Genomic DNA, 13269 nt, shown 5'->3' on the forward strand with positions numbered 1-13269 from the left:
CCCATGAACCGGCATGATACGGGCATGCCGGTGCCGGGGCGGATAGGCCGATTCGAGGTGGTCGAGCGCATCGGGGGCGGCGCGTTCGCCTCGGTGTGGCGGGCGCGGGACGACGCGCTCGACTCGACGGTGGCGATCAAGGTGCTCTCGTCGGAGTGGCTCGATTCGGCGGACGTGCACGAACGGTTCCTCGCCGAAGCGCGGTTGCTGCGCAGGGCGGAGTCCGACCGCGTGGTCCGAGTGCACGACATCGGCGAACTGCCGGACGGACGGCCCTACCTGGTGATGACCTACGGGGACCGGGGCACGCTCGAAGACCGGGTCGCGACGGGACCGCTGCCGTGGCGCGAAGCGGTCGAGGTCGCCGTGGAGATCGGGCTGGCACTGCGTTCCCTGCACTCCGACGGCGTGCTGCACCGCGACGTCAAACCGTCGAACGTGCTCTTCCGCTCGGGACCGGACGGCAGGGACCGGGTGCTGCTGGGCGACCTCGGACTCGGCAAGCTGCTCAGCGAAGCCTCGACGCTGACCATGATCGGCGGTACTCCGGCCTACATGGCACCGGAACAGGCTGGTGCGGACGAGCCGCTCAGCGTCCGCACGGACGTCTACGGGCTCGGAGCGCTGCTGTACCGGACTGTCACGGGCCGCAACCCCTACGAGAACAACGCGATCATCGACATCGCGGACCGCCCCGAGCCGTCGCGGCCCGGCCTCGTCGCGCGGGATCTCCCGGCAGGGCTGGACGCCGCCGTGCTGCGCGCCCTCGCACCCAAGCCCTCGGACAGGTACGGCGACGTCGGCGAGTTCGTCGCGGACCTCCAGCGACTGCTCGCCCCCAAGCGGCGCAGGTGGCCGATCCCGGTCGCCCTGCTCGTGCTCGCGGGCGTCGCGGTCGGCACCTGGTACTTCACCCGATCCGAGGTCGTCGAGGTCGGTGACAGCACGAAGACCGTCAGCCTGCGCGTGCCGAGGGCGTGGGCGGGGGAGGCCGCCGGTGCCGGATGGGACCCAGTACTGCTCGGGCTCGCACCCGGCCGGTGGCCCGGCTTGGTCGTCGCCGAGTCGGTGGCCGCGTTCCCCGCCCCCGCCGACCCGAGGGCGGGAGTCTTCGCCGGGGTGCTGCCGCCGCAGGCCGTGCTCGCGCCCAAGGACTTCGAGGCCAAGACCGCCAAGCCGGGATGCGTCGCCGTCGCGGTGAAGCAGCCCGAGGTGGTCGGCATGCGCACAGTCCACATCCGGCGCTGCGGAGTCGCCTTCGTCGCGGACGCGCTGCTGGAGCTGTCGGGGCAGCAGATCTGGGTCCAGGTCAAACAATCCGCCGACAATGTGACAGCGTTCCAGGAGGTACTGAGTTCCGTAGCGCTCGGGCGGCGCTGAGTGCCACGTGTCGCTGTCGTCGGCGCTGGCCCCGGCGGTCTCGTCGCGGCCAAGGAACTGCTCGCGGCGGGCGCGGAGCCGGTGGTCTTCGAACGCGGCCACGAGATCGGCGGGGTCTGGCGCACGGGCGGGCTGGCGTGGCCGGGAATGTCGACGAACCTGTCCAAGCACAGCTGCTGCTTCTCGGACTTCCCGTGGCCGGACGACGCGCCGGACTTCCCCTGCCGCGACGACGTGCGCGCCTACCTGCACCGGTACGCCGAGCGGTTCGAGCTGACCGCGCACCTGCGGCTCGGCGTGGCTGTCACGACGGTGGTCGGCTCGGTCGTCAACGGCGAGCCGTTCGACGGTGTGGTCTTCGCCTCTGGGGCCTTCGGTCCAAACGGGACTGAGTACCTCGGCCCGGCGCGGTACCGGGGCAAGCGCGTCGTGGTGGTCGGCGCCGCGTTCTCCGGGGCCGAGATCGCCGCCGAGCTCGCGGCGGACGGGGTCGAGGTCATCGCCGTCGCGAGTCGGCCGATGTGGTTGCTGCCGCGCTACCTCGACGGCGTGCCGTGGGACCTCGTCAGCTACCGGCGCGGTCGGCCGAAGCTGTCCCTGGTCGAGGCCAACCGCCGCTTCTCGCGGATCGCGCTGAACCCGGGCGACTTCGACGAGCGCCTGCGCATCGACCCGGACTCCGATGGGCCTCCGTACCTGGTGGTATCCGATCTCGTGCCGGAGGTACTGCGCGCGGGAGCACTACGGATGGAGCCGGGCCGGGCGGTGCGGCGCGAACCCGGCGCGGTCGTGCTGGACACCGGTGTCCGCCTGCCCTGCGACGGAGTGATCGAGTGCACCGGCCACCGCCTCGAACTGCCCTACCTGAGCACCGAGCAACGTGCCGCGCTCGGCCACGACCCGGCGGACCCGCGGCAGCCGTTGCTGCTGCACGAATGCACCTTCCACCCGGAGTTCCCGGACGCGGCGTTCGTCGGCTTGTACCGGGGGCCGTACTTCGGCGTGGTGGAGCTGCAGGCGCGGTGGGCGGCGGCCGTGCTGACCGGCGCGCTGCCCACACCGTCGGGGATGGACGCCGGACTGCTGCGCCAGCGCGAGATCCGTCAGCTGCGCCCGCGCCCGCAGTTCCCGCACGGCGACTACGTGGGCATGGCGGACCGCCTCGCCGCAGAACTCGGTGTCCTGCCGAACCCGGTACCGGATGGGCCGCTGATCCCCGCGCACTACCGGCTGCGCGGCCCCGGCGCCGCCCCGGACGTCGCCTCGGCCGAGATAGCATCGGTGGCGCGACGAACCGCCGGGAGCCAGCAATGACCGAAGACTCGCTTGCGGAGTCGAGCATGAACACCGAAGACCCGCTTGCGGGGTCGAGCACGGGAACCACCACGCCTGAAGGACGCCTTTTTCTTTCCCTGCAAGGAAAATGGGCTCTGGTTCGGGCGATCCCCGGTACCGGTTCGGTGACCGGGACCGCCGAGTTCCGCCCGCTGCGGCCGGACCTGCTCCTCTACCGCGAGGAGGGCCGACTGGAACTCGGTACCGGACAGCACCACGACGTGAGCCGCGAGTACCACTACCTGCTGGAGCACGACCGGATCAGGGTCTGCTTCGTCGAGCCGCCGGAGTTCGGTCGCACCATGCACACGCTCCGGCTGGACGGCTCCGAGGCCTCCGACGAGCACCTGTGCGACCAGGACCTCTACACCGGGCACTACCGCTTCGACGGGCCGGACCGCTTCACCGTCGACATGCGCGTGCGCGGCCCGAAGAAGGACTACTCGATGCACACCACCTACGACCGGCTACCGCAGGTGCGCGCGGACCTCCGCTAGCCGGGGGTGGCCCAGCTCCTCCAGGATCGCCACGGCCTCGCCCCAGTGCTCCTGCGCGCGATCGGCCTCGCCGGAGGCGTCGTGCACCTGCGCCAGCAGTTCGAGCACTTCGGCCTCGTAGAGCCGGAAGTGCTTGTCGCGGTAGCCCTCCAGGCACTCCGTGAGCACCGGAAGCGCCTCGTCGTGCCGCCCGGCGCGCAGCAACGACTCGCCGAGGTTGTGCAGCACCGCGATCAGCCCGACCACGTCACCGACCGCGCGCGCCGGACGCAGCGCCGTCTCCAACGAGAGGATCGCGTCGTCCACGGCACCGCTCACCATCTGCGCGCGGCCGAGGTTGCTCAGCATCCGGATCTCCAGGTGCTGGTTGCCCGTCCGCCTGCTCAGCTCCAACGCCTGCTTCAGGTAGCCGGTCGCGTCCTCGTAGTCGCCGCGGTTGGTGTGCGCGACACCGAGGTTGCCGAGCGTGCGGGCTTCTCCGTGCACGTCACCGACCTCGCGGCGCAGCGCGAGCGAGTCGGTGAAGTACTCCACGCACACGTCGATCTCGCCCAACTGGCCGTGCGCGACGCCGAGCAGGCTGCGGACCATCGCCTCGGCCTGCCGGTCGCCGATGCGCTGAGCGGCCTTCAACGCGTCGCGCCCGGTGGTGATCCAGTCCTTGTAGTTGCTCAGCCGCTCGAAATAGTGCTTGAGCACCAACGGGAGCTGCCACGCGACGCGGTGCAAGCCCTCGGTCAGCGCGACCCCGACACCCGCGACGAGCGTGGCGTGCTCGTCGGCCAGCCACTGGAAGGCGTCCTCGTCGCTGTCGTGCACCGGCACGTGCCCCGGCCGAGGCGATGCGTCCAGTTCGATGTCGACGAAGAGCGGGAAGAGCTGTTCCCGCGCGGAGTCCGCCGCGTAGAGGTACCAGGTCAGCACGCGTTCGACCGCCTCACGCCGCTCCTGCTCGCCCGCGTGCTCCGCGGCGTACTCGCGCAGCAGGTCGTGCAGCCGGTAGCGCCGCGCGGTCACCATCGTCAGCAGGTGCTCGTCGACCAGCTCTTCCAGCCGCTGCCGCGCGGTTTCCGGGTCCGTCCCGGTGAGCGCCGCCGCGGACTCGGCGGTCGCGTCGTCACCGGGGTGCACGCCCAGCAGGCGGAAGAACCGCTGCGATTCCGGTGCCAGCGCCCGGTAGGACAGGTCGAAGACCGCACGCAGTCCCCGCGAACCGGAACTCAGCTCCCCCAGCCGGTCGCCGGAGGCGCGCAGCCGTTCCGCGAGATCGCTCAACGTCCACAAAGGACGGTTCTGCAACCTGCGCGCGGCCAGCGCCACCGCGATCGGCAACCTCCCGCACAGCTCGGCGACCTGGTCGGCGCCCGCGCGGTCGGCCTCCACCCGCCCGGCACCGGCGATCGTGGTCAGCAGCGCCGTGACGTCCTTGGCGGCGAACAGGTCGAGCGCGAGCGTGGCGGCGCCGTCCAGCGCGAGGTGCCGCCTGCTGGTCACCAGCACGAGGTTGTCCGGGCTGGCCGGCAGCAGTGGCTGGACCTGGCGTTCGTCGGCGGCGTTGTCCAGGATCACCAGCACCCGCTTGCCGTGCAGCCGGTCCCGGTACAGCGCGGTACGCGAGTCCAGGTCCCTCGGTACCTGGGCCCCCGGAACGCCGAGCAGGTTCAGGAACGAGGCCAGCACCACCGCCGGGTCGGCGGGCGGCTGGTCGGAGTGCGCGCGCAGGTCGACGTAGAGCTGGACGTCGGCATAGCGCCCCGCCGCGACCAGCCGGTGCGCGAAGTGCACGACCAGCCGCGTCTTGCCCACCCCGGCCATGCCCTCGATCGCCACGAGTGGGAGCGCGTTCCCCGTGGGACCGAGTTCCGTGAGCCACCGCAGTTCGGCGGCGCGCCCGGTGAAGTCGCCGATGTCCGGGGGCAGCTGCCGGTGCGCGCTGGCGGAGGCCGAACTCGGCGTGCTGGCGCGGTTGTGCAGCACCCGCTGGTGCGCCTCGGTCAGCTTCGGGCCGGGATCGACACCGAGTTCCTCGGCGAACCGACGGCGTACCTCGTCGAACAGTGCCAGCGCCGCGGCTTGACGTCCGCTCGCCGCGAGGGTGAGCATCAGCCGCGCCTGCACCGCCTCCGCCAGCGGCTCGGCCGCCGCCAGCCTGCGCAGCGGGGCCAGCGCCCGCTCGTCCTCGCCCAGCTCCGCGGCCAGTTCGGCGAACTCCAGCACCAGCGCCTGCCAGTCCAGCACGACCTCGGCGACGCCGGGATGGCTGTGCAGCGCGGGAAGATCCGCCAGCGGCGCGTCCCGCCACACCGCCAGCGCCCGTTGGCACGCCTCGGCCGCGCCCGGGACGTCCACCCGTTCCCGCGCCGCGCGCGCCTCGGCCGCCAGAGCGCGGAAGGCGAGCAGGTCGAGCTGGTCGGGGGCGGCGGTGAGCTGGTAGCCACCGGGCGTCGCGGCCAGCTGCGGGCCGTCCGAGGTCAGCTTCCGCCGCAGTCGCGAGATGTGGGTCTGCAGGATCTCCACCACGTTCGGCGGCGGGCGGTGCCCCCACACGGACTCGACGAGCGCGTCGCGCGAGACCGGTGTGTTGGGGCTCAGCGCGAGCACGCCGAGCAGGGTCCGCTGCGGCGCGGAACCGAGGTCCACCACGTCCTCGCCGATCCGCAGCACGAGCGGTCCGAGGATGCCGACGCCGATCCCGGAGGTGGTCGATGTGGTGTCCCGCAACAACTCCGTGGCCTCGGCGGGGGACAGGCCGAAGGCGTCGGCGAGCCTGCGCAACGTGGCCGGGCGGGGGCGGGAGATGCGGCCCTGCTCCAGGTCCCGGAGCCCGGCGACGCTGATCCCGGCGGCGGCGGCGGCCTCGGTCTGCGTGAATCCCGCTCGTGTTCTCCAGAGCTGGACCCGCGGACCGAGCGAATTCCGCGCAGCCCGATCCACCGCGTCCAACACCCCGCACTCTCGCCGTCCAAGCCGCCGTCCCGCGACCGTGGTGACGGACAGACTAGAGGCATCAGTGCGTGCGAGCGGGTTCCGGTCTCATCTCGAAACGCACCTCGTTCGGGTTGTACTTGGCCAGTAGGTGCACGTAGCGGCCCGAAGCGAGCGCGTTCTCGACGGAGCCGAAGCCCCGGTCCAGCGCCGCCAGTTCCAGGTTCGACAGCGGGACGCCCCATCGCCGCGCGGTGTCCTCGGTGATCCGCTTCTCCGCGATCCGGTCCACGTGGAAGGAGTGGTCGCGCTGGGCCAGTTTCGCGTTGACCCCGCTCGCGTAGGCGGCCAGCTGTCGCGCCCGCGCGAACGACCGCGTCCCCCGCAACGCCTTCAGCGCGAGCTCGTCCCACGGCAGCGACGGCGCGACGCGAAAGCTGCGCACCAGGAACAGCGCCAGCTGCTCTCGCGGAGCCAGCCCGCGCTCGGCCTCGGTGAGCCAGTCGTCGAGGAAGACCTCCTGCGTCGCGGAGTCGATCCGGTAGACGCCGCGGTGCTCGCCGTGGTCGACGGCGACAGCTTCCGAGGGCCGCCCCGCCTGCGGCAACCGGCATTCGCGTCGGCAGTCCTCCGCCAGCCAGCCCAGCACCAGCTCGCGGTGCAGCGCCGGGTAGTCGCCTGCCAGCAGTTGGCAGACGCGCAGCGCGGCCAGGTCACTGATCCACGTCGAGGTGTTCTCCTCCACCTCGCCCCTGTTCTCCAGCTCCCACCCGTGCACGAACAGCGTCCTGCTCAGCTCGACACCCATCGGCTTCCGGGGTGGCAAGTCAGCTTCGCGCAGGATGTCCAGCAGCAGCACCGCGTCCGCGCGCTTCTGGTCCACCGCGCCGCTGTCGACGAAGCTGGCGAGCTGGAGCAGTTCATCCCCGTCGACGCCGAGATCGCGGCCCACCGCCCACATCGCGCGGTAGCAACGCGCGGGATAGGGGCGATCGGCCATCGCGTCGAGCAGCAGCCCGCGAGTGGCGGCGGAGCAGAATCCCTTGCGCTCGGCAGCGGCGAGGGTGGCGCGCATGTTCACCAGCGGCTCCGAAAGCGGCCGGTAGTCGTGCTCCGGCAGGCTGTGCAGCAGCGTGACCTCGTCGTCGGCCTCCAGCAGTCCGGAGGCGTAGTCGTCGTAGATCTCGCCGATGCCGGTCATCCCGAAGGTGCTCAGTTCCGCCGCGCGCAACGCCCCCGTGCTGGCCGCGCCCAGGACCCGCACACCCCGGTCTAGCATCACCAGGATCTCCTTGTGCGTGATCGACCGCGAGTGGTGGAAGTGGCCGTCCACGATCCCGACGACGTCGCCGGGGCTGGGATCGAGCTGGAACAGGTCGTATGCCGCGATCGGCGGAAGCACGCGGATTCCCGTGCCCGCCAGCAGTTTCTCGGCGTCGGGCAGGGTGGGGCCCACGAACAGCACGCGTTCGGCCACGTTCGCCTCCCTGGCTCGGTCGTCGTCAGAGGTGGTGGGGGGAAAGCAGTCTCGGCGCGATCACCCTGGCGACCGGGACCGCGAGTTCGGGCCTGGTGAGGTCGACCACGAGCGGGCACACACCGGTCGCGGTGGTGATCCGTTCCACCAACAGGGCGTTGTCCTCGGCTGGGCTGTGCACTGGAAACGCCGCCACAGTCCCGAAATCGCGCTCGGCGCCGGAGACGGAGACCTCCCGGTCGCGCAGGACAGCGAAGGGGCTGGTCTGCTGGTAGGAGGGTTTGCCGATGTCGTCGCGCGTGCCCGCGATGGAGGTGACCCGTGACCGGGCGGCCTCGGTGAGCGCGCGGCACAGCGCGATCTGCGGATCGAGGTGGCAGCCGTGACCGCGGCTGTAGACGGGAAAGGTCTCGCTGAAGATCCGTGCGCCGAAGCACGGGATGCCGCACGGACCGTCCAGCAACTCGACGACGACCTCGACCTCGGCGTCGGCGAATCGCGCGAGCAACCCGGCCGCCGCACCGTCCACAGTGGCCAGTCGAAGGCGAGGAGGGCGGACACCGCCGTGCTGGTGCCGTGCGACGGCGTCGCGCTCGACGACCTCGGTCAGGCCTCGGCCGATCGCCTCGTCCAGGGTGTCGCCACCGGCCAAACCGTTGGTGCTGCCCGCGAACGCCGGTGGCGCCCACTCGGGGCGGACCCGCCCGTCCAGGCGCAGGCAGGCGGTGGGCACCTGGGTCTCGCCGGAGCCGTCCAGCCACCGCGCGCGGTTCCAGCTGAGCCGCAGTGCGGGGTTGAGGCAGCTGCGCGGGGAGCTGTCCAGGTCCCGCATGCGATAGCCGAGACCGGGGGCGGCGGCCCCGGCCTCGGCCTCGGGGAGGTCCGGCTCGACGTGCTCGGCGTGCCACAGCTCGATGGCCTCCACCGCCGCGCGGACCTTGGCCGCCGCCTTGGTCGGACCCGTGCCCTGGGAGACCGACACCAGCCAGGCGTTCGGACGAACGGCCTGGTAGACGGGAATGCCGATCTCGTCGAGCCAGGTGAGGTCGGCGAGACGGGTGATGCCGACCGTGCGCAGCGCGGGGGAGAGCCAGTCCAGCGTCTGCTCTGGGGTGCGCGTTCGCTGGGGACTGTGGTGAGCCGGACCGGTGGTCGTGGTGCTGCTCCGAAGCGGGCCGGTGACGCCACCGGCCCGCCCCTCGGGACCGTTCACCAACCCGGGTGCTCGGCGGCCAGGGCGTCCCACCGCGGCGCCGGGCTCTCGTGGACCTGCTCCCACCGGGAGAGCTCGCCAGCCAGCTCCTGCGCACTCGGGACGACGATCCTGTCCATCTTCACTCCTGGGGGTTTCGCGCTGTCCTGCCCGATCAGGATGGCAGCGGCCGCTGGCACGCCGCTGACAACGCAAGGTTCTTTCGAGTTATTGTTTGTGCTGGTCAGGGCCATGATCATTGCGGTGTGCCGGGGTGCTACGGCCGAACTACGGTTCTTTTCCCGAGCGGGTGTCCGTTCCGGGTGGTCCCCTTCGTCGGTGGGGTGGAGTCACGAGATGAGGAGAACGCGGTGCACTACATGCTGTTGATCTGCGGGGACGAGTCGGCGGCCGAGCACGCCCAGGACGGCTGCGGCGGCTGGTCGGAGGAGATGGAGGCCAGGGGTGTCATCAGGGGTGGCGCGGGGCTGCGCCCGCCGACCGACGCGACCACGGTGCGGGTGCGCGAGGACCAGCTCGTGCTCTCCGACGGGCCCTTCGCCGAGACCAAGGAGCAGATCGGCGGCTTCTGCCTGATCGAGTGCGCCGACCTGGACGAGGCCATCGAGATCGCCTCGAAGCACCCCGCGGCGGGCTACGGCACGATCGAGATCCGGCCGCTGATCCAGTTCCCGTGACCGAGGAGATCCCCGCCGTCCTCGCGCGCGCCTTCCGCGACGAGTGGGGCCAGGTCGTGGCGACCCTGATCCGCGTGACGGGGGACTGGGACCTGGCCGAGGAGTGCGCGCAGGAGGCGTTCGCCCTCGCGCTCCAGAGCTGGCCGAGGGACGGAGTACCGCGCAGTCCCGGAGCCTGGCTCACCACGGCCGCGCGCAACCGGGCCACCGATCGGCTCCGCCGCGCCGCGGTGGGTGCCGCCAAACTGCGAGAGGCCGCCGCGATGGCCCACGACACCGAGTTCCTTGAGGTACCCGACGAGATCCCCGACGACCGGCTGCGGCTGATGTTCACCTGCTGCCACCCGGCCCTGGCCCCGGAGGCGCGGGTCGCGCTGACACTGCGGACCCTCGCGGGACTGAGTACCGCCGAGATCGCCAGGGCGTTCCTGGTGGGCGAGCAGACCATGTCCAAGCGGCTCACCAGAGCGAAGCAGAAGATCAAGAACGCCGGTATCCCGTACCGGGTCCCACCGGCGCACCTGCTCCCCGAGCGCACGCCCGCCGTGCTCGCGGTGCTCTACCTGCTGTTCAACGAGGGCTACGCGGCCACGGCGGGCGCGGACCTGCTGCGGCTGGATCTCGCCGGGGAGGCGATCCGCCTGGCCCGGGTGCTCGCCGAGCTGATGCCGGACGAGCCCGAGGCGCTCGGCCTGTTCGCCCTGATGCTGCTGCACCACGCCCGCCGCGAGGCCCGCACCGGCCAGGACGGGGAGCTGATCACCTTGGAGGAGCAGGACCGCGCGTGCTGGGACCGGGTGGCCATCGCGGAGGGCGTCGAGCTGCTGGACTCCGCGCTGCGCCGCCGAAGGCCCGGTCCGTACCAGATCCAGGCCGCGATCGCCGCCTGCCACGCGACGGCCGACTCCGCCGAGGAGACCGATTGGCCGCAGATCGCCGCCCTGTACGGCCAGCTCGCCCGGATCGCGCCGTCGGCGGTCGTTGAGCTCAACCGCGCCGTCGCCATCAGCATGGCCGACGGTCCCGCCGTGGGTCTTCGCCTGGTGGAAGCGTTGCGGGACAGGGGAGAGCTCGTCGGCTACTACCTGCTCCCCGCCACTCGCGCCGATCTGCTCCGCCGACTGCGCCGCGACGCCGAGGCCGCCTCCGCCTACCGCGAGGCCCTGGCGCTGACCACCACCGACACCGAACGCCGCTACCTCGCGAGGCGTCTCGACGAGGTCTCGAAGAACGCCGGAGACACCCCATGACCACCGACATCCGCGCCGCCATCGCCGCCGAGCGCACCGACCTCATCGAGCTCCTGGCGGATCTGCCCGAGCACCACTGGGATTCCCCGTCGCTCTGCGCGGGCTGGCGCGTCCGCGAGGTCGTCGCCCACATCACCATGGCCTACCGCTATCCGCTGCCGCGCTTTCTGTTCCACCTCGCCCGCTCCGGCGGCAACTTCACCCGCATGTCCGACAACCGCGCCAAGGCCGACGCCGCATCTCTGTCCACAAAGGACTTGCTGGCCTCGTTGCGCGACAACGTGAACCACCCTTGGAAGCCCCCGGGTGACGGCTATGAGGGCGCCCTGTCCCACGACGTCGTCCACGGCCTCGACATCACCGTCGCGCTCGGCGTCGACCGCAAGGTGCCGCTCGACCGGCTCCGCGCGGTGCTCGGCGGGATGACGGGGAAGAAGGCGAAGTACTTCGGCGTCGACCTCGACGGCGTCCAGCTCCGCGCCACCGACCTGGACTGGACCCTGGGCTCCGGCACCCCGAGGTCGGCCCCCGCCCAGGACCTGCTGCTGTTCGTCTGCGGCCGAGAGATCTGAGGACCCCCGTGTTCATCGTCAGCCTCCCCATCCAGGACCGCGCCCGATCCCACCGCTTCTACCGCGGCCTCGGCCTCACCCCCGTAGGCCCGCTGGCCGAGGACGGTCTCCCCGAACCCCTCCAGTTCGACCTCGCCGAGGGCGCCCGCCTGATGCTCGTCCCCCAGGACGGCTTCCGCTGGGTGCTCGGCGGCCGCCCCCTCGCCCCCTCGGGCAGCACCGAGTGCCTCTTGAACCTCAGTACCGCCTCACCCGAAGCGCTCGACGACCTCATCCGCCGCGCCGCCGAAGCGGGCGCCGATCTGATCGTCGAACCCGCTCACCAACCGTGGGGCTACGCCGCCGTCTTCACCGACCCGGACGGTCACGCCTGGATGGTCACCACCGCGCCTTAGAACGGTGCTGGGTCCGCGATGGGTTCCAGTTCCGTTTCGTGCACCCTGCCGCTGGGTGTGATCCACACGTGGCTGCCGTCGTCCCGGTTCTCACACCGCCAGTTGGAGTGGGTCTTCATGTTGTGGTGGTGCCTGCACTTCGGCCGCAGGTTTCGGATCGTGGTGTTGGTTCCGTCGTAGGGGCGGCAATGATCAACGTCGCAGCGTTGTGCCGGTTGTTGGCATCCGATCGCGGTGCACCTCGGGTAGCGGGCGTTGATCAACTCCCGCTGCTTCGCCGACGGCCGATAGGTGTCGCTGACCTCTTCTGCCATGCCGGTGGCCGGGTCGGTCAAGATCCGCTTCCAGATGCCACCGGCGGCGATGTCCTGCGCGACACTCGTCGGGATCGGCCCGTATCCCGCCAGCATCCCAGGGTCATCGGTGAGACCGAGGAGGGCGGTCACCGGCATGGTCAGGTAGACCATCGTCTGCCCCTGCGGCGCCGGAGTGTCCAAGCCCAGCAACAAATCCCGCGCCACATCCGCCCGCTTCTGGTCCAACGTTCGGTCGTCTTTAGGGAGGCTGCGCGCGATCCTGTCGATGTGGTCGTAGGCCATCGCGGTGTCGTGGGCGGTGAACGCCAGGCGGAGTTCGGCCATGCCGTCGTCGAGGTTGGTCTTCCACACCAACCTGTCTTTGCGCTTCTCCTCGTGACGACGCTCGGCGGCTTTCGGGTCGAGCTTGTGGATCAACGTCTGAGCACGACGCCGCACCGAGGTGTAGGTACGGGTGGGGGCGTAGGCCAGGAGATCTGCCTCGGCGATCGAGGCTTGCGGCTCCTTCAGGACGCTGACCTGGTCGACGATGAGTCGGGCTTTGCCCTCATCGATCACCCCCGCCGACAGAGCCGCGAGCACCAACGGGCGCTCGGTGAGTTCCAGGGCAGTGGACAGGATGCGGTCAGCGCCACGCCGGGAGATATGCAAGGCCCACGCGACCTCATTCTGGACGTAGCGGTAGTCACGATCATCGGCAGCGTTCTGGAACGCGGTCAAGGCCGAAGCGAGATTCGCTTTCGCATGACACAAAGCAGCGTGACTCGCCTCAACCTCGACCAACAACTCATCGAGGGTCATACCTCGATTCTACCCGCAAATAATAGTCGATCATGGCCCTAAAGAATGAATTCCCGGGCGCCCACCACGTCCGAAAAACGCAACCCCCGCGAAACGGAACGCGCGGCTGGAATGGTCGGCTTTACCTGGGGTGCGCGTGCCATACGCTTGCGCGAGGGCCGGGTTCACCACCCGTGCCCCTGTAAGGCCCAGGGGCACGCGCAAGGGGTTCCCAGGTCAAGCCGACCCCGCGCTGTTACCGGCGCAAGCTGGAAGCCCAGCCGTACCCGACCCACCGCTGGTACCGGCGCGAGACGCCGGTACCAGCGACAACACCTACCCCAACGTCACAGCATAAACAGAAACCCGCGGATCATTCGGCAAAGAAACAGACCGAACTCCCTTCCCCGGCAACGCAAAAGAAGCCGAGAACAACTTCACGGGAGTTCCA

The 13269-nt window shown here is 70.7% G+C and carries 12 protein-coding genes; 7 read left to right on the plus strand and 5 right to left on the minus strand.

Annotated elements, in window-relative coordinates; translation table 11 throughout:
• Positions 1 to 3: 3 nt before the first annotated feature.
• From CCN37_RS33875 to CCN37_RS33885, 3 genes are read left to right on the plus strand one after another with little or no spacing between them, the layout of a single operon-like run.
• The gene (locus CCN37_RS33875) at positions 4 to 1380 is read left to right on the plus strand and encodes a serine/threonine-protein kinase (RefSeq protein WP_086828873.1); all 1377 of its coding nucleotides are present in this window, start codon (positions 4 to 6) and stop codon (positions 1378 to 1380) included.
• Positions 1381 to 2694 carry an NAD(P)/FAD-dependent oxidoreductase gene (locus CCN37_RS33880; RefSeq protein ID WP_086828875.1) on the plus strand — a complete coding sequence of 438 codons (1314 nt, stop codon included), beginning with the start codon at positions 1381 to 1383 and terminating at the stop codon, positions 2692 to 2694.
• Entirely contained in the window at positions 2691 to 3212 is a 522-nt protein-coding gene (locus tag CCN37_RS33885; RefSeq protein WP_246843477.1) for a DUF6314 family protein, read from the plus strand. The genes CCN37_RS33880 and CCN37_RS33885 overlap by 4 nt, the downstream gene beginning before the upstream one ends.
• On the opposite strand, the gene CCN37_RS33890 is transcribed toward CCN37_RS33885, so the two are convergent.
• The 4 genes from CCN37_RS33890 to CCN37_RS42115 all read right to left on the minus strand — a co-directional run bounded on the left by CCN37_RS33890 (position 3183) and on the right by CCN37_RS42115 (position 8946).
• Positions 3183 to 6146 (minus strand): BTAD domain-containing putative transcriptional regulator, encoded by a 2964-nt coding sequence (locus tag CCN37_RS33890; RefSeq protein ID WP_086828898.1) that lies wholly within the window; start codon positions 6144 to 6146, stop codon positions 3183 to 3185. The genes CCN37_RS33885 and CCN37_RS33890 overlap by 30 nt on opposite strands.
• 73 nt (positions 6147 to 6219) lie before the next feature.
• Positions 6220 to 7614, minus strand: coding sequence for a TfuA-like protein (locus CCN37_RS33895; RefSeq protein WP_086828877.1), 1395 nt, complete (start codon positions 7612 to 7614; stop codon positions 6220 to 6222).
• A gap of 25 nt (positions 7615 to 7639) precedes the next feature.
• Positions 7640 to 8827, minus strand: coding sequence for a YcaO-like family protein (locus CCN37_RS33900; RefSeq protein ID WP_168200993.1), 1188 nt, complete (start codon positions 8825 to 8827; stop codon positions 7640 to 7642).
• Complete coding sequence (locus CCN37_RS42115; protein WP_256388098.1) at positions 8824 to 8946, minus strand: hypothetical protein; 123 nt, start codon at positions 8944 to 8946, stop codon at positions 8824 to 8826. The genes CCN37_RS33900 and CCN37_RS42115 overlap by 4 nt, the downstream gene beginning before the upstream one ends.
• Positions 8947 to 9177: 231 nt before the next feature.
• Between CCN37_RS42115 and CCN37_RS33905 the strand changes: the two genes are divergently transcribed.
• Genes CCN37_RS33905 through CCN37_RS33920 form a run of 4 tightly spaced genes read left to right on the plus strand, consistent with a single transcriptional unit; the run spans position 9178 to position 11721 of the window.
• Positions 9178 to 9504, plus strand: coding sequence for a YciI family protein (locus CCN37_RS33905; RefSeq protein WP_086828882.1), 327 nt, complete (start codon positions 9178 to 9180; stop codon positions 9502 to 9504).
• Positions 9501 to 10754 carry an RNA polymerase sigma factor gene (locus CCN37_RS33910; RefSeq protein ID WP_086828884.1) on the plus strand — a complete coding sequence of 418 codons (1254 nt, stop codon included), beginning with the start codon at positions 9501 to 9503 and terminating at the stop codon, positions 10752 to 10754. Before CCN37_RS33905 ends, CCN37_RS33910 begins: the two co-directional genes overlap by 4 nt.
• A complete protein-coding gene (locus CCN37_RS33915) occupies positions 10751 to 11326 on the plus strand; it encodes a maleylpyruvate isomerase family mycothiol-dependent enzyme (protein WP_086828887.1) in 576 nt (191 codons plus the stop codon). The genes CCN37_RS33910 and CCN37_RS33915 overlap by 4 nt, the downstream gene beginning before the upstream one ends.
• An 8-nt stretch (positions 11327 to 11334) precedes the next feature.
• Positions 11335 to 11721 (plus strand): VOC family protein, encoded by a 387-nt coding sequence (locus CCN37_RS33920; protein WP_246843478.1) that lies wholly within the window; start codon positions 11335 to 11337, stop codon positions 11719 to 11721.
• Here the strand turns inward: CCN37_RS33920 and CCN37_RS33925 are convergent.
• Complete coding sequence (locus CCN37_RS33925) at positions 11718 to 12839, minus strand: HNH endonuclease signature motif containing protein (protein WP_086828891.1); 1122 nt, start codon at positions 12837 to 12839, stop codon at positions 11718 to 11720. The genes CCN37_RS33920 and CCN37_RS33925 overlap by 4 nt on opposite strands.
• Positions 12840 to 13269 lie beyond the last annotated feature (430 nt).

Source organism: Allokutzneria sp. NRRL B-24872 (genome assembly GCF_002155965.1).
Classification (GTDB): Bacteria; Actinomycetota; Actinomycetes; order Mycobacteriales; family Pseudonocardiaceae; genus Allokutzneria.